General features: G+C 39.1%; 24 protein-coding genes and 1 pseudogene. 24 read left to right on the top strand and 1 reads right to left on the bottom strand.

Annotation, left to right across the window (positions count from 1 at the left end):
• Both rpe and CGC63_RS10910 read left to right on the top strand, forming a co-directional pair.
• The gene (gene rpe / locus CGC63_RS10915) at window positions 1-657 is read left to right on the top strand and encodes a ribulose-phosphate 3-epimerase (RefSeq protein ID WP_003019811.1); all 657 of its coding nucleotides are present in this window, start codon (window positions 1-3) and stop codon (window positions 655-657) included.
• Window positions 657-1,307, top strand: coding sequence for a thiamine diphosphokinase (locus CGC63_RS10910; RefSeq protein ID WP_003019814.1), 651 nt, complete (start codon window positions 657-659; stop codon window positions 1,305-1,307). Before rpe ends, CGC63_RS10910 begins: the two co-directional genes overlap by 1 nt.
• A 112-nt stretch (window positions 1,308-1,419) precedes the next feature.
• Here the strand turns inward: CGC63_RS10910 and CGC63_RS10905 are convergent, their stop codons facing one another.
• The gene (locus tag CGC63_RS10905; RefSeq protein ID WP_172620992.1) at window positions 1,420-1,944 is read right to left on the bottom strand and encodes a PadR family transcriptional regulator; all 525 of its coding nucleotides are present in this window, start codon (window positions 1,942-1,944) and stop codon (window positions 1,420-1,422) included.
• Window positions 1,945-2,147: 203 nt separating this feature from the next.
• Between CGC63_RS10905 and CGC63_RS10900 the strand changes: the two are divergent.
• The 22 genes and pseudogenes from CGC63_RS10900 to CGC63_RS10800 all read left to right on the top strand — a co-directional run bounded on the left by CGC63_RS10900 (window position 2,148) and on the right by CGC63_RS10800 (window position 24,356).
• Window positions 2,148-3,520, top strand: a pseudogene (locus tag CGC63_RS10900) (MATE family efflux transporter).
• 217 nt (window positions 3,521-3,737) lie between these two features.
• Complete coding sequence (gene ychF, locus CGC63_RS10895; RefSeq protein ID WP_003019822.1) at window positions 3,738-4,835, top strand: redox-regulated ATPase YchF; 1,098 nt, start codon at window positions 3,738-3,740, stop codon at window positions 4,833-4,835.
• Between the two features lie 47 nt (window positions 4,836-4,882).
• Window positions 4,883-5,053, top strand: a complete 171-nt coding sequence (locus CGC63_RS10890; protein ID WP_003019825.1) for an aspartyl-phosphate phosphatase Spo0E family protein — start codon at window positions 4,883-4,885, stop codon at window positions 5,051-5,053.
• A gap of 142 nt (window positions 5,054-5,195) precedes the next feature.
• Window positions 5,196-6,056, top strand: coding sequence for a MurR/RpiR family transcriptional regulator (locus tag CGC63_RS10885; RefSeq protein ID WP_009246353.1), 861 nt, complete (start codon window positions 5,196-5,198; stop codon window positions 6,054-6,056).
• 283 nt (window positions 6,057-6,339) lie between these two features.
• Complete coding sequence (locus tag CGC63_RS10880) at window positions 6,340-7,380, top strand: zinc-dependent dehydrogenase (protein WP_003019828.1); 1,041 nt, start codon at window positions 6,340-6,342, stop codon at window positions 7,378-7,380.
• 51 nt (window positions 7,381-7,431) lie between these two features.
• The gene (locus CGC63_RS10875; RefSeq protein WP_003019830.1) at window positions 7,432-8,277 is read left to right on the top strand and encodes a class I fructose-bisphosphate aldolase; all 846 of its coding nucleotides are present in this window, start codon (window positions 7,432-7,434) and stop codon (window positions 8,275-8,277) included.
• Between the two features lie 31 nt (window positions 8,278-8,308).
• Window positions 8,309-9,853 (top strand): xylulokinase, encoded by a 1,545-nt coding sequence (locus CGC63_RS10870; protein WP_003019832.1) that lies wholly within the window; start codon window positions 8,309-8,311, stop codon window positions 9,851-9,853.
• Between the two features lie 14 nt (window positions 9,854-9,867).
• Window positions 9,868-10,908 (top strand): DctP family TRAP transporter solute-binding subunit, encoded by a 1,041-nt coding sequence (locus CGC63_RS10865; RefSeq protein WP_003019833.1) that lies wholly within the window; start codon window positions 9,868-9,870, stop codon window positions 10,906-10,908.
• Window positions 10,909-10,926: 18 nt separating this feature from the next.
• A complete protein-coding gene (locus CGC63_RS10860; protein ID WP_003019834.1) occupies window positions 10,927-11,463 on the top strand; it encodes a TRAP transporter small permease in 537 nt (178 codons plus the stop codon).
• Between the two features lie 6 nt (window positions 11,464-11,469).
• Window positions 11,470-12,750, top strand: a complete 1,281-nt coding sequence (locus CGC63_RS10855) for a TRAP transporter large permease (protein WP_003019835.1) — start codon at window positions 11,470-11,472, stop codon at window positions 12,748-12,750.
• 21 nt (window positions 12,751-12,771) lie between these two features.
• Window positions 12,772-13,737, top strand: a complete 966-nt coding sequence (locus CGC63_RS15540) for a D-2-hydroxyacid dehydrogenase (RefSeq protein ID WP_003019837.1) — start codon at window positions 12,772-12,774, stop codon at window positions 13,735-13,737.
• 18 nt (window positions 13,738-13,755) lie between these two features.
• A complete protein-coding gene (locus tag CGC63_RS15535) occupies window positions 13,756-15,072 on the top strand; it encodes a glucose-6-phosphate isomerase (protein ID WP_003019839.1) in 1,317 nt (438 codons plus the stop codon).
• A 122-nt stretch (window positions 15,073-15,194) separates the two neighbouring features.
• On the top strand, window positions 15,195-17,240 hold the full coding sequence (locus tag CGC63_RS10845; RefSeq protein ID WP_003019841.1) for a penicillin-binding transpeptidase domain-containing protein: 2,046 nt from the start codon (window positions 15,195-15,197) through the stop codon (window positions 17,238-17,240).
• Window positions 17,241-17,332: 92 nt separating this feature from the next.
• Window positions 17,333-17,950, top strand: coding sequence for a uridine kinase (gene udk / locus CGC63_RS10840; protein WP_009246350.1), 618 nt, complete (start codon window positions 17,333-17,335; stop codon window positions 17,948-17,950).
• Between the two features lie 308 nt (window positions 17,951-18,258).
• The gene (argC, locus tag CGC63_RS10835) at window positions 18,259-19,299 is read left to right on the top strand and encodes an N-acetyl-gamma-glutamyl-phosphate reductase (protein ID WP_003019845.1); all 1,041 of its coding nucleotides are present in this window, start codon (window positions 18,259-18,261) and stop codon (window positions 19,297-19,299) included.
• Window positions 19,300-19,312: 13 nt separating this feature from the next.
• Window positions 19,313-19,768, top strand: coding sequence for a GNAT family N-acetyltransferase (locus tag CGC63_RS10830; RefSeq protein WP_003019846.1), 456 nt, complete (start codon window positions 19,313-19,315; stop codon window positions 19,766-19,768).
• 1 nt (window position 19,769) lies between these two features.
• Complete coding sequence (gene argJ, locus CGC63_RS10825) at window positions 19,770-20,993, top strand: bifunctional glutamate N-acetyltransferase/amino-acid acetyltransferase ArgJ (protein WP_003019847.1); 1,224 nt, start codon at window positions 19,770-19,772, stop codon at window positions 20,991-20,993.
• A gap of 4 nt (window positions 20,994-20,997) precedes the next feature.
• Window positions 20,998-21,894: an acetylglutamate kinase gene (gene argB, locus CGC63_RS10820; protein WP_009246348.1), complete on the top strand. Its 897-nt coding sequence runs from the start codon at window positions 20,998-21,000 to the stop codon at window positions 21,892-21,894.
• Complete coding sequence (locus CGC63_RS10815; RefSeq protein ID WP_003019851.1) at window positions 21,884-23,065, top strand: aspartate aminotransferase family protein; 1,182 nt, start codon at window positions 21,884-21,886, stop codon at window positions 23,063-23,065. The genes argB and CGC63_RS10815 overlap by 11 nt, the downstream gene beginning before the upstream one ends.
• 92 nt (window positions 23,066-23,157) lie before the next feature.
• A complete protein-coding gene (locus CGC63_RS10810) occupies window positions 23,158-23,451 on the top strand; it encodes a spore coat associated protein CotJA (RefSeq protein WP_242648450.1) in 294 nt (97 codons plus the stop codon).
• Complete coding sequence (locus tag CGC63_RS10805) at window positions 23,448-23,720, top strand: spore coat protein CotJB (RefSeq protein WP_003019855.1); 273 nt, start codon at window positions 23,448-23,450, stop codon at window positions 23,718-23,720. Before CGC63_RS10810 ends, CGC63_RS10805 begins: the two co-directional genes overlap by 4 nt.
• Window positions 23,721-23,723: 3 nt before the next feature.
• Window positions 23,724-24,356 carry a manganese catalase family protein gene (locus tag CGC63_RS10800; protein ID WP_003019857.1) on the top strand — a complete coding sequence of 211 codons (633 nt, stop codon included), beginning with the start codon at window positions 23,724-23,726 and terminating at the stop codon, window positions 24,354-24,356.
• Window positions 24,357-24,378: the final 22 nt, after the last annotated feature.

The following is a 24,378-nucleotide window of genomic DNA, read 5'->3' as shown; positions in this document are numbered from 1 at the left end:
ATGGAATATCAGTTATCCCCGTCTATCTTGGCGGCAGATTTTTCAAATCTGGGTGAGGAGATTACAAAAGTCGAAAGAGCTGGTGCACGTTGGCTTCATATTGATATTATGGACGGGCAGTTTGTGCCGTCTATCTCTATGGGAATTCCGGTGATTTCATCTATCAGAAAAAGAACAGATTTGTTTTTTGATGTCCATATTATGGCGCTGGATCCAACAGCTCTGATAGAAGACTTTGCAAAGGCAGGAGCAGATTTGATTACCGTTCATGTAGAAGCATGTCCAAATTTGGACAGAACATTGCGTCTTATCAGAGAAAAAGGCTGCAAGGTGGGTGTTGCCATCAATCCGGCTACTTCCGTGCACGTACTGGAAAATGTACTGGAAATCGTGGATATGGTGTTGATTATGACAGTTAATCCGGGATTTGGAGGACAGGCATATATTCCTTATTGTGCAAATAAAGTGCGTCAGATACGAGAAATGGCAAAGGAAAGAAATCTGACTTTGGATATTGAGGTTGACGGTGGAATTAACAAAAATACCATTCAGGAGGTAGTGGATGCCGGAGCAAATATTATTGTAGCCGGTTCTGCTGTTTTTCAAGGTGATGTTGATGCAAATGTCAAAGAACTGAAAGGAATTATGGAAAGATAATGAATACCGTACTGATATGTGGCGGATTTTTAGAAGAAGAAACTGCAAAAAGAGCATTGGAAAAAATCAAGCCCGACTGTATTATCGGTATTGATAAAGGCTTGGAATTTTGTTACAGAAATCAGATTTATCCTCAGTATATTCTAGGAGATTTTGACAGTATTGATAAAAAGGTGCTGGATTTCTATGAAAATCAGAAGGAAATTCCGGTGCAGCGATATAAGCCGGAAAAAGATGCCACAGATGCGAGAATAGGTCTGGAACTGGCATTAAAGCTGGGGAGTAAGAGGATTTTCCTGTTAGGGGCAACAGGAGGAAGATTAGACCATTATATGGGGAATTTGCAGTCTTTACAAGTGCCTTTAAAATATGGAGCAAAAGCGTGGATTATTGACAGCCAGAATGTCATTACTGTGTGGGACAGTTCCTTTTCTGTAAAAAAACAGGACAGCTTTGGGAAATATATTTCTTTTCTGGCAATGAGTGAAAAAGTGGAAGGAATTACATTAAAAGGCTTTAAATACCCTCTTTTGAAATATACCATGACAAATGATGATGGTATAGGTATTAGTAATGAAATGCAGGAAGATACAGTGTATGTGGAGTTTGAAAGAGGTATTCTTTTGATGATTATGTCGAGAGATAAATAATGAGAAATAAAATGTGGAAATTTTCCGTTTCAATTTGCATATCAAACAATAAGGCCATGGAATTTAACAGACATCGTCTGTTGAATTTCCGTGGTCTTATTGCAGTTAATTGTTAAAAAGTTTCTTCTAATGATGAAATCCATTCTTCGATTGTATTAACTAAAACCATTTGCTGCTTTAAAACAGCTATTCCTGTTTTGGGTATTTTCGGTATATTTTCTTTTTCTTGCAGATTTTGTGCTAAGTACATTTTAAGAATACCTATATTTTCTTTAATTTTGTTGATACATTCTTTTTGCATTTTGGGAGATAGACTGTCTAAATTTACAATTACAGCATTAAAGTCCAAAAAAAGATGTATGGGCTTCCCTGCAATCTCTAACATCAACTTTTCAAACTCTTTTTCTCCCGTTTCCGTTAAAGTATACACTGATTTCTCGGGCATTTTTCCCTCTTTTACGACTTCTCCTTTAATAAGTCCCTTTTTTTCCAGTTGAATAACTTTTTTATAAATAGACGGGGTACTGATTTTTACCCATTTAGATATATTTCGATATTCTACTAACTTTTGGATATCGTATGCCCCCATAGGTTCTTTTTTTAACATTCCTAAAACTATCAAATCAATCGTTGCCATCATATTTTACCTCTCCATATTTTACAGACTACAAATAAAATAAACCAAAAGCATATACTGTAATTTATAGTATTTTATCCCTATTGTCAAGACTATTGTGAGGCTTCTATTGACAACTACTATAAATTATAGTAGTATTTTACGATGAAACTATAATTTAAACTACTATAATTTATATTTAATTGAAAGGAGCTTTTACTACAATGAATGAACGTAATAGCAAAATGGAACTTTTAGGAAGCCACCTATCCCCAAAGCGTTAATGGCATTAGGTGTCCCAATTATGATTGGTATGCTGATAAATGCGCTTTACAATTTAGTGGACGCTTATTTTGTCGGTGGATTGGGAGAAAGTCCTATGGGAGCAATATCTATTGTTTTCCCATTAGGGCAGGTCGTAGTTGGACTCGGCTTAATGTTTGGTAACGGAGCAGCGTCCTATCTTTCAAGATTATTAGGAAAAGGCGATAAAAGCACCGCTAATAAGGTTGCAAGTACAGCCCTATATGGAAGTGTTTTTGTAGGAGCTATTTTAATTGTTCTTGCAATTATCTTTTTGGAGCCGATTTTGTCACTTTTAGGAGCAACGGACACTATTATGCCTTATGCTCTGACGTATGCAAGAATTTATGTGATTTCCTGCATTTTTAATGTATTCAATGTCACTATGAACAATATTGTTGCAAGCGAAGGTGCAGCAAAAACAACTATGTGCGCTTTGCTTTTAGGTGCAGTAATCAATATGGTTTTAGACCCTATTTTTATTTATACACTTAATATGGGGGTAGCGGGGGCTGCTATTGCGACAGCGATTTCACAAATAGTTTCTACGATTGTTTACTTGTTTTATGTTCTTAGAAAGAAAAGTGCTTTTTCATTCAGCCTTAAAGAATTTGTACCCAAAAAAGAAATTATGGTAGAAATATTAAAAATTGGTGTTCCTACATTAACTTTTCAGCTTCTTACCGGTTTGTCTATTGCATTGATTAACAGAGTTGCAAATGGATATGGCGACGCAGTAATCGCCGGAATGGGAGCAGTAACAAGGGTTACTTCTATGGGAACTTTAGTAGTATTCGGATTTTTGAAAGGTTTTCAACCGATTGCAGGATTTAGCTATGGAGCAAAGAATTTTGAACGCTTACGTCAATCAATAAAAGTTTCTATTTTGTGGTCTAGCATTTTTTGTGTAATTGCAGGATTACTTATGGCACTATTCTCTACTCAAATTATTTCACAATTTGCTAATGGAAATGAAGCCATGATTGCTGTTGGGCAAAAATCACTTATGGCAAACGGCTTCTCATTCTTCCCTTTTGGTTTTTATACCGTATATTCTTCATTGTTCCTTGCACTTGGAAAAGGCACTGCCGGCTTTATTCTTGGAGCTTGCCGACAAGGTATTTGCTTTGTTCCTGTTATTCTGTTTCTTCCGACACTTTGGGGAATGAATGGAATATTATATGCGCAGCCGATTGCAGACATAATTTCTGCTATTGTCACAGCTTTTATGGCACTGCATTTCCATAAAGAATTAGCGGAAGCATCTAAAAGCGGGATTATAAAAAAGGAATAAACTTTTCAACGTTGAAAATGTTGATTTACATTGAATTTGAAGCTCTATTGTGGTAATCTAAGAATTGCTATATTGGAGCTTCTTGTACATTTATATTACAGAAGAAAAATAAAAGAGATTAACATGATGGTTTGTGGCACTTGTTATGGCACTCGATGAGAGTAACAATAAGCGCAAGCCTATCAAATAAAGGAATTCTAAGGAGGAAAATAGAAAAATGAAATTAGGTATCGTAGGACTTCCTAATGTAGGTAAAAGTACATTATTCAATTCTTTAACAAAGGCGGGGGCAGAGTCAGCAAACTACCCTTTTTGTACCATTGATCCCAATGTAGGAATTGTAGCAGTTCCTGACGAAAGATTAAAACTTTTAGGTGACTTTTATCAGTCTAAAAAGGTAACGCCGGCTGTAATTGAATTTGTTGATATTGCCGGTCTTGTAAAGGGTGCGTCAAAGGGTGAAGGTCTGGGAAATCAGTTTTTGGCAAATATCAGAGAAGTAGATGCCATTGTACATGTTGTCAGATGCTTTGAGGATGAAAATGTAATCCATGTAGACGGATGTATTGATCCTCTTAGAGACATTGAAACCATTAACTTAGAGCTGATTTTCTCTGACTTGGAAATTCTGGAAAGAAGAATTGCAAAGACTACAAAGACAGCCAGAATGGATAAAGAAGCGGCAAAAGAATTAGAATTTTTAAAACAGGTAAAAGCGCATTTAGAAGACGGAAAGCCTGCATCTTCCATGGAACTTGACGGAGAAGAGCAGGAGCTTTATATGAAAGAATATAATCTTCTTACGTGGAAACCTGTTATTTATGCAGCAAATGTTTCAGAAGATGATTTGGCAGATGATGCAGCTTCCAACGAGTATGTGGCAAAAGTAAGAGAATATGCAAAAGAAACAGGAAGTGAAGTTTTTGCATTATGTGCAGAAATCGAACAGGAAATTTCTGAGCTGGAAGAAGATGAAAAGAAAGAATTTCTGGAAGATTTAGGTATTCAGCAGTCCGGTCTTGAAAAGTTGATTGTTGCAAGCTACCGTCTGTTAGGTCTTCTGAGCTTCTTAACAGCAGGAGAAGATGAGACAAGAGCATGGACGATTAAGGTAGGTACAAAAGCGCCTCAGGCAGCGGGAAAAATCCATACAGACTTTGAAAGGGGATTTATCAAGGCAGAGGTTGTAAATTATCAGGACTTATTAGATTGCGGCTCTTATGCAGGGGCAAGAGAAAAAGGTCTTGTGCGCATGGAAGGAAAAGAATATGTAGTACAGGACGGAGATGTAATCTTATTCCGTTTCAATGTATAAAAAAGACAGAATGACAAAGGCTAAATAAAAAATACAGAGGTGAATGAATGACAGAGCTTGAACTGAAAGAAGAAATTGAGAAAACAAGAAACGTTTTAAATATGGCAGTAAGAGAGAGATGGGGCTCAGGAAAGGTTTTGGATATCAGCAGAAATCTGGACTGCCTGATAGAAAAGTATATGGAAATACGCAATCAGAAAATGGTTGCGGGACAGTAAAAAAGACTTGTAAAAACAGAAAATTCATCTATAATTAGTGTTGTAGAAATACTACATTTTATCTTCGGATGAGTATACTCCTAATGTTTTAACATCAGTTCGGGTTAAAATGGATGAAATAGGGAGAAAGGAACAAAATTATATGATGAAGAAAGAGATGGGATGCAGGGAAAGACTCATAGATAAAAGAGATGGAGAACATACCAAGAAAACAGAGCGAAAAATAGCGGCGTATTTATTGGGAAACTTTGATAAAAGTCTTCATAGTACACTGTTGGAGCTGGCAGATGAGATTGGCGTCAGTGATGCTTCTATTGTTCGCTTTTGTAAAAGTATTGGTTATACAGGGTTTCAGGAATATAAGATTAACGCAGCGCTGCAAAGTGTGCCGGAACCAAGATTGTACAATCCGTCCTTGTCTGTGGACGATAATCCGGCGGAGATTTGCGATAAAATATTTGCAATAGAAAGCTCTGCATTGGAGCAGACAAAGCAGGAGCTTGATATTTCGGTTATGAATAAGGTCGCTGATGTGCTGTTAAAGGCAAGGCGGATAAATCTGGTAGGGACGGGAGGCAGCGCCATATCTGCAAGAGATTTTCAGCATAAGCTGTTAAAAATCGGTGTGAGGGCAGAATTGCAGGAGGACAAAGATTTGCAGCTTATGTCGGCATCCCTTTTGACAGAGGAGGACGTCCTGTTTGCTATTTCACATTCAGGAAGCAATCTGCATGTGGCAGAAACCATAGAGTTAGCACAAAAGAGAAATGCCAAAATAATTACACTGACAATGAAAAGTAAGAACATTTTAGTGGAAAAGGCAGACTATCCTTTGTATGTGGTCAGTGAAAAGACTATTTTTGAGTCGGAGTCCTTTAGCGCTCGTCTGGCACAGCTGGCAATGCTGGATTGTCTGGTTGCTTTGATGGCATTTAAAAACTTTGACGGTTCTCTTGAAGCGATGAAGGCAACGCGTATTGCAACATCTGTAAATAAAGAATAAAAGAATATAGGAATGAAAAGAGATAGGAAGTCGATAGGACTCCTATCTCTTTTTGGTTTCATGGGAAGCTGTGTCCTATGAAACGGATGTAAAATTACTACAAATTAGAGCGAAATAAAGTAGTGAGATTACAAAAATAAGTATAAATATAAGAAAAATACACAATAAAAGCGGTATAAAATTATGAAATACATATAAATATGATAAAAATAGAAAATATATTGTTGTAAAATTACTACATTAGTGCTATAATGCAATTATCAGAAAGGGAAAGGAGAAAGTCATGAAAGCGGTAGTTTTATATTCACCAAATGATTTTAAAACGGTTGAGGATTATCCGAAACCAACAATAGGACCTAATGATATGTTGCTGGAAATGAAAAGAACGGCTATTTGCGGTACTGATATTAGAATTCTGGAAGGAAAGAAAACAAAATCTGTTCGCTATGGACATGTAATCGGACATGAAATCAGCGGTGTGATTTGTGAAGTAGGAGAGAATGTACAGGGATATCAAGTAGGAGACAGAGTTGCTGTGGAAAACGTAATACCGGACGGCTCCTGTGCAATGTGTGTAAGTGGACACGATAATATTTGCCTGAACAGAAAGGCAATTGGATATGAATTTGACGGCGGATTTGCAGAATATGTTCTGCTTCCTCAAGAAGCGATTGAAGGAGGAAATGTAGTAAAACTGTCAGATGATGTTTCTTTTGGAGAAGGTGCATTGATTGAACCATTATCATGCTGTCTGAGAGGACAGAAAAATGCAGGAGTAAAATTTAACGATGTTGTCGTTATTATCGGAGCAGGACCTATTGGTTTGATGCACATTATTTTGGCAAAAGCAGCAGGAGCTCGTAAAGTAATCGTTAGCGAATTAAATGAATTCAGACGTGAAAAAGCTTACGAGTGTGGTGCAGATATTGTTGTAAATTCTGCAGAAGAAGATTTGAAACAGATTGTTATGAATGAAACAGATGGAATTGGAGCAGATGTTGTTTTAATTGCTATTGGAATTCCACAGCTTGTTAATTCTAATTTAGAATTGGTAAGAAAGACAGGTTCTGTTTGTCTGTTTGCCGGATTTACAAAAGGTGTTATGGCAGAAATTGATCCAAACTTGATTCATTATGGAGAAATCAATGTATGCGGTTCCAGTGCATATAAACGTCAGGATTATCATGAGGCGGCGCAGATGGTTATGAGCGGAGCAGTAAATCTGAAACCGATTATTACAAAGGTATTTAAACTGGAAGAATTTCAGGAAGCATACGAGGCTGTAAAAAGCGGCAAGGAATTAAAAGTCGAAATTGAACCGTAAAAATATAAGAAGAGAAGAAATAAAAAGCAGACGAAAAGGAGATATGTAATTATGGCAATGATGGGAAAAGATGTAAGATTAGCAAGATTAGTAAATCCAAAGAGCAACAAAATGATGGCAATTACCGTAGACCATGCAATTTCCAGAGGAATTGCACCTATGACAGGTCTTCATGATATTCAGGGAGCGATTGATAAAATTGTTGCAGGAAAACCGGATGCGATGACTATGACAAAGGGTATTCAGGAAAGATGCTGGGGCCCATATGTTGGTTCAGGTATTTCTGTATTACAGAAAATTTCCAATTATTCTCCTACTGCACCTACCAATGATATTGTATTCGGATGTGTAGACGCAGCTATCCGCATGGGAGCAGATGCAGTATCTATGGGAGCTATGACCTTAGGAGATTTCCAGAATGAACAGTTTGAAAGAATTGGAGAAGTATCTGACTACTGTGACCGTATGGGAATGCCTTTAATCGGACATATTTATCCAAAGGGAGAAAGCGTACCAACAGATGAAAGAACCTCATGGGAAAATATTGCATACTGTGTACGAAGCGCTTGCGAATTAGGTATGGATGTTGTAAAAACAACATATACAGGAGATCCAGAAAGCATGGCAAAAGTTGTAGCATGTGTACCATCTTCTTTCAGAATTGTAATTCAGGGTGGCGATTCCTGTAAAACATTAGATGACTACCTTCAGATGACAAGAGATGCCATGGATTGTGGTGTAGGCGGTGTTACAATGGGAAGATTTGTATGGGATTACAAAGATGTAACAGCTCTTGTAATTGCACTTCGCTATATTATTCATGAAGGATATAGTGTAAAAGAAGCAAAAGAGCTTCTGGCACAGTTAGAGAACGATAAAAATTACGAACAGTTTTAAGAAAACAGAAAGTAAGGGCGGGTTATAAGTTATGGAAAAGGAATACTTACTGGGAGTAGATGTAGGAACTACAAGTATAAAAGTAGCAATTATTGATAAAAATGCAAAGCTTCTGGGAATTAGCAGCAGCTCTTATCCTCTTATTACACCGAATCAGGATTATGTTCATATTGATACTGAGGGCATGTGGCAGGCGTACTTAAAGTGTATAAGACTGTTGCTTCAGGGGAAGGGGATTTCTCCTGAAAAAATAGCAGGTATTGGAATTTCCAGCTTATGCCCCGGTCTTGCTGCTATGGATGAAAAAGGAAATATTTTAGTAGAGCCTATTATTTATTCCGACAGACGAAGCACAGAAGAAGCAGAAATAATAAAAGCAGCAGTGGGGGGTGAAAAGCTCTTTGATATTACAGCAAACAACTGTATGGCAGGAGCACATTCCGGTACTTCCATGCTGTGGATTAAGAGAAATTTACCGGAAATTTATGAGAAAACAAAATATTTTGGTCATATTAATACTGTTTTGGCACAGAAAATGACTGGGAATTTTGCAATAGATTATTCCAATGCTTCTTATACAAATTTATTTGAAACACAGAAAGGTCATAAAGGACAGTGGTCTGATTACCTTTGTGAAACTATCGGAATTGCAAAAGAAAAATTACCGCCATTGATGAATTCTTCTGAAGTAGTAGGCGGTCTTATAAATGAAGATATTATTTCACTGGGAATTTCCAAAGGAACTCCGGTGGTAATCGGAGGAGCAGATACACCTTGTGCTACTTTGGCAGCAGGTGTAAAAGCCAATGGAGATGCTTGTGAGTCAGTAGGAACAACAAATGTTTTGACTATTTGTGTAGATAAGCCAAAGTTTGATAAAAGTTTTATCAATCGTTGCCATGTGGTAGAAGGAACCTGGATTTACCAGGGGGCTATGTCTTATACAGGAGCAGCCTATCAGTGGTTTCGTGATAAATTTTGTCAGGATTTAATGGAAGAAGCAGCAGGAAGCAAGAAAAATTCTTTTACACTTATGAATGAAGAAGCAGAGAAAGCAGCCCCCGGATGTGGCGGAGTTGTTTTTCTTCCCTATATGCAGGGAGAAAGAAGCCCTGTATGGGACCCCTATGCAAGAGGTGTATTTTTCGGAGTATCTTTAAAAAGTGAAAGAAAAGAATTTAATCGTGCAGTTATGGAAGGCTGTGATTATGGCCTTCGCCAATTATGTGAAATCGCAGAGAAAGTAACAGGGGAAAAATTAGAGAAATTTGCATCTATCGGAGGAGGAGCAAAAAGCGACCTCTGGGCACAGATGAAAGCAGATATTACAGGAAAAACCATAGAAATTTTGGACATGAACGATATGGCACCTGTGGGAGCTGCATTGCTGGCTGGAGTGGGAGCAGGAATTTTTAAAGATCCGGTAGAAGCTTCTGAAAAGGTAGAGAAAAAACTATATAAGAAAGTTACCAGCAGTGATAAGTATCAGGATGTTTATGAAAAGAATTATCAAATTTACATTCGATTATATCAGCAGGTGAAGGAGCTTTACAAAATTAATACAAATTTGAAATAGGAGAGGGATTACGTATGAAGAAAAAAATTTTAGCGGGAATACTTACTATGGCAATGCTGTGCACAGGATTAGTAGGATGTGGAAGTAAAAATGAAACAGTGGATGGAGACTCTAAAGAGAAAAAAGTTAGTATTACTATTTCTGTTCCAGACCCTGATGTATCCTATATTTATCAGGCAGCAGAGGAATTTGCAAAGCGTGCCAACGAGTATTCAGATGGAAGCCTTGAATTTAAAGTGTCTGGAAATGGCTCTTTGTACGGTGGTGATACAGCAGCAGGTATTAAACAGCTTTCAGCAGGATCTTTACAGATGTTGATATTGGCAAGTTCTGTTTATGCAAGTTTTGAACCTGGATATAATGTGATTTCTGTTCCGTATATGTTTGATGATCAGCAGCAGTTTTTGGATTACTTAAACAGTGATGTGGGAACAGAATTAATGAACAGAGTATCAGATATGGGTATTACAACAGTTGGTAAATGGACAAGATCTATGCGTAAAGTAACCAATTCTGTTCGCCCTGTAAATGCACCGGAAGATTTAGATGGTATGGTATTACGAGTTCCAAATAACTCCTTGTATGTAGAATTCTTCGGAGCATGTGGTGCAGTTACAACACCAATGAATTTCTCAGAGGTTTACAATGCGTTACAGCTAAATACTTTGGATGGACAGGAAAACCCAATTGACGTACCATATTCTAATAAATTTTATGAGGTACAGAAATACATATCAGGAACAGATCACATGGCTGATACATGGCTTGTGGGAATTAACAGTAAATTGTATGACAGTTTAAGTGACAAGCAGCAGGAGGCAATTACAAAAGCAGGTGAAGAAGTACAGCAGTGGAATGTGGAATTTATGGAAAAAGAAGACCAGAAAGCACTGGATACTTTAAAAGAAAACGGTATGGAATACAATGACATTTCAGAGGAAGACCGTGAAAAATTTGTTGAAGTTTCTAAATCTTGCTATGACAAATTTAAAGAGCTGATTAAAGATGATGAGCTGTTTGACGCTACTGCTGAATTTTGTGGTAAAGCAGAATAGAGCAATGGGGGAATTTTCATGGAGAAAAAGAAAAGTGTCATTTCAAAGGTATTTGGATGTGTAAATAAAGTAGAAAATGTAATTTTGGCAATTATGGTTGTGGGAATGCTGGTGACTATTCTTTTGCAGATTATCGGACGTGTAATCGGACATCCCTTCCCATGGACAGAAGAAACCAGCCGTTACCTGTTTTTATGGATGATGTTTGTGGCTTTGGCATCAGGATTTAATCAGGCAGAGTCATCTCGTGTTACCTTGCTTTTACAGGTAGGACCTAAGTGGCTGAAAAAATTCAGTGAAATTTTATATGCGGTAATTGTTGTTGCATTTTTCGGATTTATGATTATATGGGGTATTGAAGTTGTACGCCAGCAGATTATGATGAAGGAAATGGGAACAGCATTGGCAATTCCTATGTGGGTAATCGGTATTTGCCAGCCCATAGCAGGTGTGCTTGGAATTATCGGTGTGGCAGAAAGTTTCCTTGAACACCACGAAAAGGTGGCAATCGGAGACAAAGAAACAGAAAAACAAAAGGCATTGGAACAGGGGTGATAGATTATGAGTTGGGCATTGATTATTATTTTCATTGTATTGATGTTTCTGGGAGTACCCATTGCAGTATCTTTGGGAGCATCAGCAGTTATCTGCATTGTAACCATGTCTGATATACCGCTTTCCTTAGCTGCACAGTCTATGTTTACATCTATGAACAGCTTTATTATGGTTGCTGTTCCTCTGTTTATTCTGTGCGGTTCATTGATGGACGAGGGCGGTGTGGCAGATAAGATTTACGGACTTGCAGAAGCTCTGGTTGGCTGGATTTACGGCGGATTAGGTCATGTATCGGTTGTGGTAAATATGATTTTTGCGGGGATGTCCGGTTCTTCTGTGGCAGCGATTGCATCTATCGGTAAGATGAGTATTAACGCCTTGAGCAAAAAAGGATATCCAAAGGATTATGCAACGGCAATCAACTTGTCCGGTTCTATGTTGGCTTCCGTTATTCCGCCCAGTATTTTGATGATTAACGCAGCGGCAACGGCAAATGTTTCCATCGGAAAAGCTCTTTTGGCAGGTTTAATTCCGGGAATTATTATCGGATTGATTTTTATGGTGTATAATTACTTATACTGCAAGAAGCATGGAATTGGAGACCGTACTTCTTTTGAAGCCAAAAAGCTGGGAAAAGCGTTTATAAATGCAATTCCTGCACTTTTGACACCGGTTATTTTATTAGGCGGCGTATATACAGGCTTTTACACACCCACAGAAGGTGCGGCTATTGCCGTTGTTTACACGATTTTAGTATCCATTTACGTATACAAAAATTTGACATGGAAAGATATTCCGAGAATTATCTGTAAAAACGCAAGATCCACAGGAACAATCTTATTCGTGGCAATCGCAGCAAAACCGGCATCTTTACTCTTTGAGTTAGATGGACTTCCGTCAAAGGTAGCTAATATGATTACAGGAATATCAGATAATCGTATTATCATTATGTTTGTGTTATACGCATTCTTAATTGTTGTAGGTATGTTTATGGATGCAACGGCAGCTATCTTCATTTTAGTACCGATTTTATTGCCGGCAGTACAGGCAGTAGGCGTATCACCGTTATTCTTTGTAGTATTTTTAGTTATTACATTATCCTTTGGTTTGATTACACCACCTGTCGGAGTATGCTTGTATGCAGCGGAAAATGTTACGGGAATACCTCTTGAGAGGATTATAAAGGCATCTGTACCGTGGATTTTGCTGATTGCAATTTCTCTTTGCATCTTTATTATATTCCCGCAGATTATCACGGCTCCGGTAGAATTGATTTTCGGAGCATAGCAGTAAGGAGGTTTTTATATTATGAAAATTGTTGTATTAGACGGTTACACAGAAAATCCCGGCGATTTAAGCTGGGATGCTCTGAAAGAATTTGGAGAGCTTGTTGTATATGACAGAACACCCGTAGATAATGACGAGGAAATTATTTCCCGCATTGGAGACGCCGAGGTAGTCTATACCAATAAAACACCGATTAACAAGCATGTAATTGACACCTGTAAAAACATGAAGATGATTAGTCTGCTGGCAACCGGTTACAATGTAGTGGATTACCAGTACGCAAAGGAAAAAGGAATACCGGTCACCAATGTGCCGACTTACGGAACAGCATCCGTAGGACAGTTTGCAATGGCGCTTCTTCTGGAAATCTGTCACCATATCGGACATCATAATGAAACGGTACACGAAGGCAAATGGCAGAACCATGAAGACTGGTGCTACTGGGATTACCCTTTAATTGAGCTGGATAACAAAACCATGGGTATCATCGGATTTGGAAAAATCGGACAGACCACAGGCAAACTGGCAAAGGCTATGGGAATGCACGTTCTTGCCTATGACTCTTATCCGAATGAAACAGGAAAAGCCATTGCAGAATATGTGTCCTTAGACGAACTGCTGGAAAAATCAGATGTGATTGCTCTGCACTGTCCGCTGTTTCCTGAGACAGAGGGAATTATCAACAAAGAAAATATTGCCAAGATGAAGGACGGCGTTATTATTTTGAATAATGCAAGAGGACCTCTTGTAGTAGAGCAGGATTTGGCAGATGCCTTAAATTCAGGTAAAGTTTATGCAGCAGGACTGGATGTGGTATCCACAGAACCGATTAAGGGAGATAATCCTTTATTAAAGGCAAAAAACTGCATTATTACGCCGCATATTTCATGGGCGCCGAAGGAAAGCAGACAGAGAATTATGGATTGTGCCTATGAAAATCTGAAAGCTTATGTGGAAGGAACTCCACAGAATGTTGTAAATAAATAGGAAGAAAAGAGGCAGGTCATGAGCAGACAAATTGAATTTGAACACTTAAATCTTTCTAAATGGATACCTGACGAGGAGTTGAAAAACTTCAAATCTACGGTGGAGCATGCAAGAAATACTCTTGTAAAAAGAGATGGAGCAGGAAATGATTTCACAGGCTGGTTAAATCACCCTGTTGCGTATGACAAAGAAGAATTTGAAAGAATTTTACAGGCAGCAGAAGAAATTAGGCAGAATTCCGATGTACTTTTAGTAGTGGGAATTGGCGGTTCTTATTTAGGCGCAAGAGCTGCAATAGAATTTTTGCACCACAGCTTTTTTAACAGTTTGCCGGATGAAAAACGAAAAGCACCCCGCATTTATTTTTGCGGAAACTCGAATTCCTCAAAATATCTGGCAGACTTGGAGGATATGCTGGAAGGATGCGACTTCTCTGTCAATGTGATTTCCAAATCAGGAACGACCACAGAGTCGGCAGTGGCTTTTCGTATTATTAAGCAGAAATTAGAAGAAAAATACGGAAAAAAAGAAGCTGCAAAACGTGTTTACGCCACCACAGATAAGGCAAACGGAGCATTGAAGAAAATGGCAGACAAAGAAGGCTATACCTGCTTTGTGATACCGGACGACATAGGAGGGCGATATTCCGTTCTTACAGCAGTCGGTCTTTTGCCGATTGCCGTAAGCGGAGCAGATATAAAAGCTTTGATGCAGGGCGCAGCAGATATGCGTCAGAGAGTGTTGGAAGCACCTTACGAAGAAAATCCCTCTTTACAATATGCGGCATGTCGCAACCTTCTTTTGAGAAAAGGAAAAGAAATTGAGCTTCTGGCAAATTATGAACCAAGCCTTCATTATTTTTCAGAGTGGTGGAAACAGCTTTATGGAGAGAGTGAAGGAAAAAATCAAAGAGGTCTGTTCCCTGCATCCGTAGATTTAACCACAGATTTACATTCTATGGGACAATATATACAGGACGGAGCCAGAATTTTATTTGAAACCGTACTCTATGTGGAAGAAACAGAAAGAAATGTTTTTATTCCTGAGGCGGCAGAGGATTTAGACGGATTGAATTATCTGGCAGGAAAGAGCATGGAATTTGTCAATCATGCGGCAATGGAAGGCACAATTTTAGCACACGAAACAGGAAACGTACCTGTCATGCGGATAAAACTTCCAAAACAGGATGAATACACCTTAGGACAGATGTTCTGTTTTTTCTGGTTTGCCTGCGGAGTGAGCGGCTATATCGGAGGAATAAATCCTTTTGACCAACCGGGTGTAGAGAGTTATAAAAGCAATATGTTTGCCCTTTTAGGAAAACCGGGATTTTAAAATTGTAAAAAAGACTGTCGTTTTGTGGCAGTCTTTTTTATTAGCTGAAATATTTCTTGACTTTCAAATCTTACAGATGTAAGATTAAAGAAAAAATGAAATAATTCAGGTAGGAGGGCTTTATGAAGAAGAAAAAAAGAAGGCAAAAAAAGTTAAAATATGCGGCAATTAGTTTAAGCATACTGGTAATTTTTGCTGTTGTAGGAATTTTTGCTTTTCGGGTAATGATAAAAGAAAAACCGGAAGATTTACTGAAGGAATATATGGCGCATATTGAAAAGAAAGAATATGAAGAAATGTATTCCATGATTGACACAAAATCTGTAAAAGAAGAAAAATTTCTGGAGAGAAATTCGAAAATTTATGAGGGAATGGAAGTTGAAAATTTAAAAATTACAGAAATTCAGGTGGGGAAAAAGGAAGGAAAAGAAGTTCCTGTTTCTTATCATACAGCCTTTGATACATTGGCAGGCGTTGTGGAATTTGATAATAAAGCTGTTTTTGTTGACACAAAGGAAGGTTATAAATTACGCTGGAAGGACAGTTTAATCATACCAAATCTCACAAGAACAGATAAAATACAGGTGGAGACCATACCGGCACAGAGAGGTCAGATATTAGACAGAAACGGAAGGATGCTTGCAGGAAAAGGACTTGCAACCTCTGTGGGAATTGTGCCGGGCAAATTAGAAAATAAAGAAGAAGCATTTCAGAAATTAGGGGAAATCCTGCAAATTCAACCGGAGGGAATACAGAGTAAATTAGAAGCAGAATGGGTAAAAGAGGACTCTTTTGTACCTGTTGCAACTATTTCGGGAGAACAGGAAACAGAAGACAAGCTGTTGGAAATTTCCGGAGTTATGCTTTCCGATGTGGAGGTGCGCAGCTATCCCTTGAAGGAGGCAGCGTCTCATTTAATCGGCTATGTGCAGGCAGTGACGGCAGAGGATTTGGAAGCCCATAAAGGAGAAGGATATCATGCTAACAGCGTAATCGGAAGAAGCGGTATGGAAGGTCTTTTTGAGAAACGTTTAAAGGGGCAGGACGGATGCAAAATCTCTATTTTTTCCGAAGATGGAACAGAAAAGGAAGTTGTGGCAAGCAAGATAAAAGAAGACGGAGAGAACATTCTATTAACCATTGATGCAGAGCTTCAAAAAAGCTTATACGAACAGTTTCGGGAGGATAGAGGATGCTCTGTGGCAATTCATCCGTACACAGGGGAAGTATTGGCTTTGGTGAGCACACCGTCCTTTGATAACAATGAATTTATTACGGGAATGTCTTCGGAAAGATGGACAAGCTTAAATGAAGATGCAAATTTGCCTTTATATAATCGCTTTCGGCAGATTTGGTGTCCGGGTTCTTCTTTGAAACCCATCGTGGCCGGAATAGGACTGAAAACAGGTGCTTTTACACCGGAGGAAGACTTTGGAAACGAGGGACTTTCTTGGCAGCAAAGCTCCTCATGGGGAGATTATAAAGTGACGACCTTGCATGTTTACGAACCGGTTATTTTGAAAAATGCGTTGATATGTTCAGACAATATTTACTTTGCAAAGGCAGCCTTAAAAATCGGTCAGGAGAACTTTATGAAGGGCTTGGAAGGGCTTGGATTTAAACAGGAATTGCCTTTTGAAATTCAAATGTCACCGTCTCAGTATGCCAATAACGGGCAGATTGAAACAGAAATTCAACTGGCGGACAGCGGTTACGGACAGGGACAGATTTTAGTCAATCCGCTGCATCTGGCAAGTATGTATACTGCCTTTTTAAATGACGGAAATATGCTCAAGCCTTCTCTGGAATATCAGGAGGAAAAGCAGGGAGAAGCATGGCTGGAGGGCGTATTTTCACCGGAACATGTAAAGGCAATTATGGAAGGGCTGATTGGGGTGGTAAATGATCCAAACGGCACAGGCTATGCTCTGCGCAGAGATGATATTTTACTGGCAGGAAAGACAGGAACTGCAGAAATCAAGGACTCTCAGGAAGACACAGAGGGAACGGAAATCGGCTGGTTTTGCAGCTTTACCGCAGAAAAAGAGGCAGAAAAACCTATTATGCTTATCAGTATGGTAGAGAATGTAAAGGATTTAGGAGGAAGCGGCTATGTAGTGGGCAAGGATAAGGCGGTTCTTGAGCAGTATTTTGAGCGTGAGGAATAACGAAATTACCGTTGACAGTAAAAGGTGTAAATTATATAATAAGGGCGCATGAAAACGAAGTAAAAAACAGTAAAATACGGATGGGAAAAAATATGAAAAGTGTGATTATAGGAATTGCCGGAGGAACAGGCTCCGGAAAGTCAACGTTTACAAACCGATTAAGAGATGAATTTAAAGATAATGTAGCAGTCATTTATCATGATAATTATTATCGTGACCAAAGTGATATACCTTTAGAGGAGCGTAAGAAAACTAATTACGACCATCCGGATGCAATGGAAACCGAGCTTTTGGTACAGCAGCTTCAGGAGCTGAAGGAAGGCAAGAGCATACAATGTCCAGTATATGATTATACACAGCATAATCGTTCCGGTGAGGTTCAGACCGTTGAACCGAAAAAGGTTATTCTTTTAGAGGGAATTCTTGTGTTGGCAGATGAACGTCTGCGGGATTTGATGGATATTAAAATCTATGTAGAAGCAGATGCGGACGAGAGAATTTTACGCCGTGTTATCCGAGACGTAAAGGAAAGAGGAAGAGATATCGAAGGAGTGGTAGAGCAGTATCTGACAACGGTAAAGCCTATGCACTATTTATATGTAGAGCCTACCAGAAGTACGGCAGATATTGTCATTAACAGCGGTATGAATTCCACGGCTTTTGAATTGGTGAAAAATACCATACAGAAAATTTTAGACAGTGAAGAATAAAAGGGAGTTGTTACTTTAGGTGCATATCAAAAAATATTTATACATTTTATGCTCAGTCTGTGCTCACTTTGAGCTTGTAATCTCAAAGCGTGCTCGACAAATTCGCTAAAAGTGTATAAATATTTCTGTATGACATTTAAAGTGACAACTCCTTTTGCGTACACAGCAACAGAAAAGCAGTTGACAAAAAATGAAAAAACTCTTGCATAATCGAAAAAGTAGATGTATAATTATGCAAAATAAAATTTTAAATATACATAAAAGTAAGAATTTTATGAAAGACAGGATAGAGAGAAAGGAAGAATGAGATGATTAAAGTAGGAATTATTGGCTCTACGGGATATGCAGGCGGAGAACTTGTAAGAATTTTAACCGGGCATAAAAATGCAGAAATTAAATGGTATGGTTCCAGAAGTCATCTTGACAAAAAGTATGCGGACGTTTACAGAAATATGTTTCAGATTGTAGATGCCGCCTGTATGGACGACGATATAGAAACACTGGCAGAACAGGTAGATGTAATCTTTACCGCAACGCCACAGGGACTGTGTTCTTCTCTTGTGAATGAAGAAATCCTTTCAAAAGTTAAAATCATAGATTTAAGTGCTGACTTTCGTTTAAAAGATGTGTCTGTCTATGAAAAATGGTATAAAATCACACATAAAAGTCCACAGTTTCTTCCAGAAGCAGTATACGGATTATGTGAAATCAACAGGGAAAAAATTAAAAATGCAAGGCTTGTGGCAAACCCGGGATGTTATACTACCTGTTCCATTTTGTCGGCATATCCCCTTGTAAAAGAAGGCTTGATTGACACAGATACCTTGATTATTGATGCAAAATCCGGTACCTCCGGAGCAGGACGGGGAGCAAAAATTGACAATCTTTTCTGTGAAGTAAATGAAAATATGAAAGCGTATGCCGTTGGAAATCACCGTCATACACCGGAGATAGAAGAACAGTTGGGATATGCGGCAGGAGAGGAAATTGTTTTGAATTTCACCCCTCATCTTGTACCAATGAACAGAGGAATTTTAGTTACAGAGTATGCAAAACTAAAAAAAGAAGTTACTTATGAAGAAGTAAAAAAAGTCTATGATAAATACTATGGTGAAGAAAAATTTGTTCGTGTTTTGGAAAAGAATGTATATCCGGAAACAAAATGGGTAGAGGGAAGCAATTATACAGATATCAGTTTTCAGATTGATGAAAGAACCAACCGAATTATTGTCATGGGCGCTCTTGACAATCTGGTAAAAGGTGCGGCAGGTCAGGCAGTACAGAATATGAATTTAATGTTTGGATTAGATGAAAAAGAGGGACTTGAGCTTATTCCCATGTTTCCATAGGAGAGGTGACAGCATGATAAGAACAATGGTAATTGAGGACTACGAGGAAGTATACAGCTTATGGAAAAAGATACAGGGATTTGGAATTCGCAGTATTGATGACTCAAAAGAAGGAGTGAGAAAATTTCTGGAAAGAAATCCAAATACCAGTGTAGTAGCAGTGGAAAATTCGAAAATTGTGGGGGCAATTTTATGTGGACATGACGGACGCAGAGGCTGTCTTTATCATGTATGTGTAGATGAAAAATATCGAAGAAAAGGGATTGGAAAAGCCATGGTGGTGGCGGTTATGGATGCACTGCAAAAAGAAGGAATTAACCATGTTTCTTTAATTGCTTTTGCTCAGAACGATATCGGAAATACCTTTTGGAATACTATTGGATGGCAGCAAAGACAGGACTTAAACTATTATGATTTTATTTTAAATACAGAGAATATTACACAGTTTAATGTGCAGCAGGAGGGATAAAATGAAGAAAATAAAGGGCGGAGTAACTGCCGCAAAAGGGTTTGAAGCAGCGTCCGCAGCAGCGGGAATTAAATATCAGGGAAGAACCGATATGGCTTTGGTATATAGCCAAAAGCCTTGTGAAGCAGCCGGTACTTTTACCACAAATGTGGTGAAAGCAGCCCCTGTAAAATGGGATAAAAAAGTAGTGGAAAGTAACGTCAAGCCACAGGTTGTTGTTATCAATTCCGGAATTGCCAATGCCTGTACAGGAGAAACAGGAATGGAATGCTGCAAGGAAGTGGCAAAAGAGGCGGCAAAAGCGCTGGAAACCGAAATGGAAAGCGTACTAATCGGTTCTACCGGAGTGATTGGCATGCAGCTTCCGGTAGAAAAGATGAAGGACGGTGTGCATTTACTTGCCAAAGAAAAAGCGGAAGGCTTGGAAATGGGAAATTTGGCTGCGAAGGCGATTATGACTACGGATACAAAAGAAAAAGAAGCAGCAGTAACCATTGAACTTGACGGAACAACCGTGACTATTGGCGGAATGGCAAAGGGCTCAGGCATGATACATCCCAATATGTGTACCATGCTGGCGTTTATTACAACAGATGCGGTGATTTCAAAAGAAGCGTTGCAGGCGGCTTTGAGCAGTGATGTGGAAGAAACCTATAACATGATTTCTGTGGATGGAGACACCTCTACCAATGACACAGTTTTGCTTTTAGCCAACCAGATGGCAGGAAATAAGGAAATTCAAAAAGGCACAAAGGAGTTTGAAATTTTTAAAGAAGCCCTTCATGAAGTCAATACAACCTTGGCAAAGAAAATCGCCGGTGACGGAGAAGGAGCTACCGCTCTTTTGGAGGTGACGGTTCAGGGAGCAGAGACGAAGCAACAGGCAAAAACGTTGGCAAAATCTGTGATTTGCTCCAATCTTACGAAAACAGCCATTGCAGGACATGATGCCAACTGGGGCAGAATTCTCTGTGCCATGGGTTATGCAGGAGTGGAATTTGAACCGGAAAAAACAGACTTGTTTATACAGAGCAGCGCAGGAGAATTAAAGCTTGTAGAAAACGGAATGGCTCTGAATTACAGTGAGGAAAAAGCAACAGAAATCTTATCACAGGCAGAGGTTTGTGTTGTGGCAGATATAAAAACAGGAACAGAAAAAGCAACAGCGTGGGGCTGTGATTTGACACATGGATATATTGATATCAATGCAGATTATAGGAGCTAAGAAGATGAATAAAAATATGGAAAAATATCTTGAAAAAGCAAAGGTTTTAGTAGAGGCTCTGCCTTATATTCAGAAGTTTAACAGAAAAATTATCGTAGTAAAATACGGCGGAAGCGCCATGACGGACGAAGCCTTAAAAAGAAAGGTAATCGAAGATGTAACTCTTTTAAAACTGGTTGGATTTAAACCTATCGTAGTACACGGCGGAGGCAAGGAAATCAGCAAATGGGTGGCAAAAACCGGCAAAGAGCCACAGTTTATCAATGGTCTTCGTGTAACAGATGAGGAAACCATGGAAATTGCAGAAATGGTTTTAGGAAAAGTAAATAAAAGTCTGGTACAGCTGGTGGAAAGTCTGGGTGTCCGTGCCATTGGAATTAGCGGAAAAGACGGCGGTCTTTTAAAAGTAGAAAAGAAGTATTCAGATGGAAAGGATATTGGATTTGTAGGAGAAATTAAAGAGGTAAACAGCAGCGTTTTATACGACCTTTTGGAAAAAGATTTCCTTCCGATTGTGTGTCCGGTGGGGCTGGATGACGAGTGGAATACTTATAATATCAATGCAGATGATGCAGCCTGCGCTATTGCAAAAGCAATGCACGCAGAGAAGCTTGCGTTCCTGACAGATATGGAGGGCGTTTATAAAGATCCTTCTGATCCATCTACTTTAATTTCTGAATTGTGGGTAAAAGATGCAGAGAAATTGATGGAAACAGGCTGTATTGGAGGGGGAATGCTCCCGAAATTACACAGTTGCATTGATGCTATTGAGAACGGAGTTTCCCGTGTGCATATTTTAGACGGACGTATTCCACATTGCCTGTTGCTGGAGATTTTCACCAATAAAGGAATTGGAACTGCCATTTTGCAGGAAGGAGAAAATAAGTATTATGATGAATAAAAGTATAGAAGCTTCAGAAGAAAATCTACTTCATATTTACAATCGTTTTCCTATTGCTTTTGAACACGGAGAAGGCATGTATTTATATGACGAAAACAGTAAAAAATATCTGGATTTTGGGGCGGGATTTGCTGTTTCTGCGCTGGGATACGGAAATAAAAAGCTGGCAAAAGCGTTAAAAAAACAGATTGATTTACTCTATCATACCTCCAATCTGTATTATCATAAGAACTGTGCCGAGGCTGCCGAAAAATTAAATCAATACGCACAGATGGATAAAATATTTTTTACAAACAGCGGCGCTGAAGCCATAGAAGGAGCGTTGAAAACAGCCAGAAGATATGCGTATAATAAAAAATCCGGCAAATATCAATTTATTGCCATGGAAAATTCTTTTCACGGACGTACCTTCGGAGCGTTGTCTGTCACAGGGCACGAGGCATACAGAACGCCTTTTGAACCCTTAGTTCCCGGTGTGTCTTTTGCAGAATTTAACAACATTGAAAGTGTAAAAAAACTGGTTACAGATAGGACTTGTGCCATTATTTTAGAGCCAATTCAGGGCGAAGGCGGTATTCATCCGGCAACACAGGAATTTATGGAAACAGTCCGAAAGCTCTGCGACGAAAAGGATATTTTGTTGATTTTTGATGAAGTGCAATGCGGTATGGGAAGAAGCGGTTCTATGTTTGCATGGCAGGGCTACGGAGTGAAACCGGATATTCTTGCAATGGCAAAAGGAATTGGAAGCGGTATTCCGGTAGGCGCTTTTGCAGTGACAAAAAAGGTAGCGGAAAATTCCTTAAAACCGGGAGACCACGGAGCAACCTACGGAGGAAATCCGTTAGCATGTAAAGCTGTAAAAACAGTTCTCGATATCTTTGAAGAAGAAGATATTTTAGGACATGTAAAAGAAATTACCCCTTATTTGGAAGATAAATTAGACAGTTTAACAGAAGAATTGGACTGTGTTTTGGAAAGAAGAGGGAAAGGTCTGATACAGGGGATTGTTTTGAAACAGCCGGTAGCAGAAGTGTGCACAAAAGCCATGGAGGAAGGATTACTGGTCATTCAGGCACAGGGAAATGTACTGCGTCTTGTACCGCCTCTTATTGTGGAGAAAGAGCACGTGGATGAAATGATAGAAAAACTGAAAAAAGCATTGCGTTAAAAAAGAGCGGGGAACATTTTATGCGTTTTTCCATAAAATATTACTGTAACGTCATAACAGAAAAATTTCTGTTTATGTATAGGGGTGAAATTATGGATAATTATCGTATGAATTATGGAGTTTCCCGCTCTTGTAATTGTAAAATGAAACCAAGGGAAATGCCGACGCAAGCCTCTTGTATGCCGAGAACTGCGTCCGACTGTTGTTGTGATAAAATTGAAGATATGGGCGTTTATGCACATGCAGACCATCTTCCTTTAGCCATGGCTTATGTACCGTGTCAGAATTTTATCAATACGTTTCACTTGCAAAAAGCGCTTCAGGTAGGAACGATTTTTCCTGAGCTTTGTATGCCGTTCTGTGGAAAGAGAGGTGTTTGCAGATGACGAAAAACGATATGTATGCAAGAAAAGAACTTCTGCAAAAGATTAATGAAGTGAGCTTTGCGGTGAACGATATTACCTTATATCTGGATACCCATCCTTGTGATGAAAAAGCACTTGCCTACTATGAAGAAATGTCAGAAATGCGGGAAAAAGCATTGCAGGAATATGCAAGACTCTACGGACCGCTGACCATTGATACCGCAAAGGATACTTGCAGTCGCCGGTGGGAATGGGTAATGCAGCCGTGGCCGTGGGAAGGAGGATGCTAAGGTATGTGGAATTATGAAAAAAGATTACAGTTTCCTGTAAATATCAAAAAGCCGGATGCCAGAGCTGCTCAGGTGATTATGAGCCAGTATGGAGGACCGGACGGAGAAATGGGAGCATCTATGCGATATCTTTCCCAGAGATTTACTATGCCGAACAGAGTGGCAATGGGGACTTTAAATGACATTGCAACAGAGGAGCTGGCACACCTTGAAATGGTTTCGACTATCGTGCATCAGCTTACCAAAAACCTGTCTATGGAAGAAATCGAAAAATCAGGATTTGCACCTTACTATGTAGACCATACCGTAGGAATATGGCCTCAGGCAGCAGGCGGAATTCCTTTTAATGCCTGTGAGTTTCAGTCAAAAGGCGATCCGATTACAGACTTATTTGAAGACATGGCAGCAGAACAAAAGGCGCGTACCACCTACGACAATATCCTGCGTCTGGTAGATGATCCGGATATTATTGAGCCGATTAAGTTTTTAAGAGCCAGAGAAATTGTGCACTTCCAGCGTTTCGGTGAAGCTTTAAGATGCGTGCAGGAGGAACTGGACTCTAAAAACTTCTATGCTTTTAATCCCAGCTTTGATATGCCGTGTAAAGCAAGCTGTAAGGATAATTGTAATCGATAATTTGGTTTTGGATACAGTCTCG

Source organism: Blautia hansenii DSM 20583 (assembly GCF_002222595.2).
GTDB lineage: Bacteria > Bacillota > Clostridia > Lachnospirales > Lachnospiraceae > Blautia > Blautia hansenii.
The sequence above is the reverse complement of the archived record's forward strand: the minus strand, read 5'-3'. Positions and strand labels throughout refer to the sequence as shown.

Excerpts from the sequence above, each read along its gene's own strand:
- CGC63_RS10815 (WP_003019851.1), top strand. The coding sequence starts at position 21,884 with ATGATGAATAAAAGTATAGAAGCTTCAGAAGAAAATCTACTTCATATT.
- CGC63_RS10885 (WP_009246353.1), top strand. The coding sequence starts at position 5,196 with ATGATGAAGAAAGAGATGGGATGCAGGGAAAGACTCATAGATAAAAGA.
- argJ (WP_003019847.1), top strand. The coding sequence starts at position 19,770 with ATGAAGAAAATAAAGGGCGGAGTAACTGCCGCAAAAGGGTTTGAAGCA.
- CGC63_RS10875 (WP_003019830.1), top strand. The coding sequence starts at position 7,432 with ATGGCAATGATGGGAAAAGATGTAAGATTAGCAAGATTAGTAAATCCA.
- argB (WP_009246348.1), top strand. The coding sequence starts at position 20,998 with ATGAATAAAAATATGGAAAAATATCTTGAAAAAGCAAAGGTTTTAGTA.
- ychF (WP_003019822.1), top strand. The coding sequence starts at position 3,738 with ATGAAATTAGGTATCGTAGGACTTCCTAATGTAGGTAAAAGTACATTA.
- udk (WP_009246350.1), top strand. The coding sequence starts at position 17,333 with ATGAAAAGTGTGATTATAGGAATTGCCGGAGGAACAGGCTCCGGAAAG.
- CGC63_RS10880 (WP_003019828.1), top strand. The coding sequence starts at position 6,340 with ATGAAAGCGGTAGTTTTATATTCACCAAATGATTTTAAAACGGTTGAG.
- CGC63_RS10830 (WP_003019846.1), top strand. The coding sequence starts at position 19,313 with ATGATAAGAACAATGGTAATTGAGGACTACGAGGAAGTATACAGCTTA.
- CGC63_RS15540 (WP_003019837.1), top strand. The coding sequence starts at position 12,772 with ATGAAAATTGTTGTATTAGACGGTTACACAGAAAATCCCGGCGATTTA.
- CGC63_RS10865 (WP_003019833.1), top strand. The coding sequence starts at position 9,868 with ATGAAGAAAAAAATTTTAGCGGGAATACTTACTATGGCAATGCTGTGC.
- argC (WP_003019845.1), top strand. The coding sequence starts at position 18,259 with ATGATTAAAGTAGGAATTATTGGCTCTACGGGATATGCAGGCGGAGAA.
- CGC63_RS10910 (WP_003019814.1), top strand. The coding sequence starts at position 657 with ATGAATACCGTACTGATATGTGGCGGATTTTTAGAAGAAGAAACTGCA.
- CGC63_RS15535 (WP_003019839.1), top strand. The coding sequence starts at position 13,756 with ATGAGCAGACAAATTGAATTTGAACACTTAAATCTTTCTAAATGGATA.
- CGC63_RS10905 (WP_172620992.1), bottom strand. The coding sequence starts at position 1,944 with ATGGCAACGATTGATTTGATAGTTTTAGGAATGTTAAAAAAAGAACCT.
- CGC63_RS10810 (WP_242648450.1), top strand. The coding sequence starts at position 23,158 with ATGGATAATTATCGTATGAATTATGGAGTTTCCCGCTCTTGTAATTGT.
- CGC63_RS10870 (WP_003019832.1), top strand. The coding sequence starts at position 8,309 with ATGGAAAAGGAATACTTACTGGGAGTAGATGTAGGAACTACAAGTATA.
- CGC63_RS10805 (WP_003019855.1), top strand. The coding sequence starts at position 23,448 with ATGACGAAAAACGATATGTATGCAAGAAAAGAACTTCTGCAAAAGATT.
- CGC63_RS10845 (WP_003019841.1), top strand. The coding sequence starts at position 15,195 with ATGAAGAAGAAAAAAAGAAGGCAAAAAAAGTTAAAATATGCGGCAATT.
- CGC63_RS10855 (WP_003019835.1), top strand. The coding sequence starts at position 11,470 with ATGAGTTGGGCATTGATTATTATTTTCATTGTATTGATGTTTCTGGGA.
- CGC63_RS10860 (WP_003019834.1), top strand. The coding sequence starts at position 10,927 with ATGGAGAAAAAGAAAAGTGTCATTTCAAAGGTATTTGGATGTGTAAAT.
- rpe (WP_003019811.1), top strand. The coding sequence starts at position 1 with ATGGAATATCAGTTATCCCCGTCTATCTTGGCGGCAGATTTTTCAAAT.
- CGC63_RS10890 (WP_003019825.1), top strand. The coding sequence starts at position 4,883 with ATGACAGAGCTTGAACTGAAAGAAGAAATTGAGAAAACAAGAAACGTT.
- CGC63_RS10800 (WP_003019857.1), top strand. The coding sequence starts at position 23,724 with ATGTGGAATTATGAAAAAAGATTACAGTTTCCTGTAAATATCAAAAAG.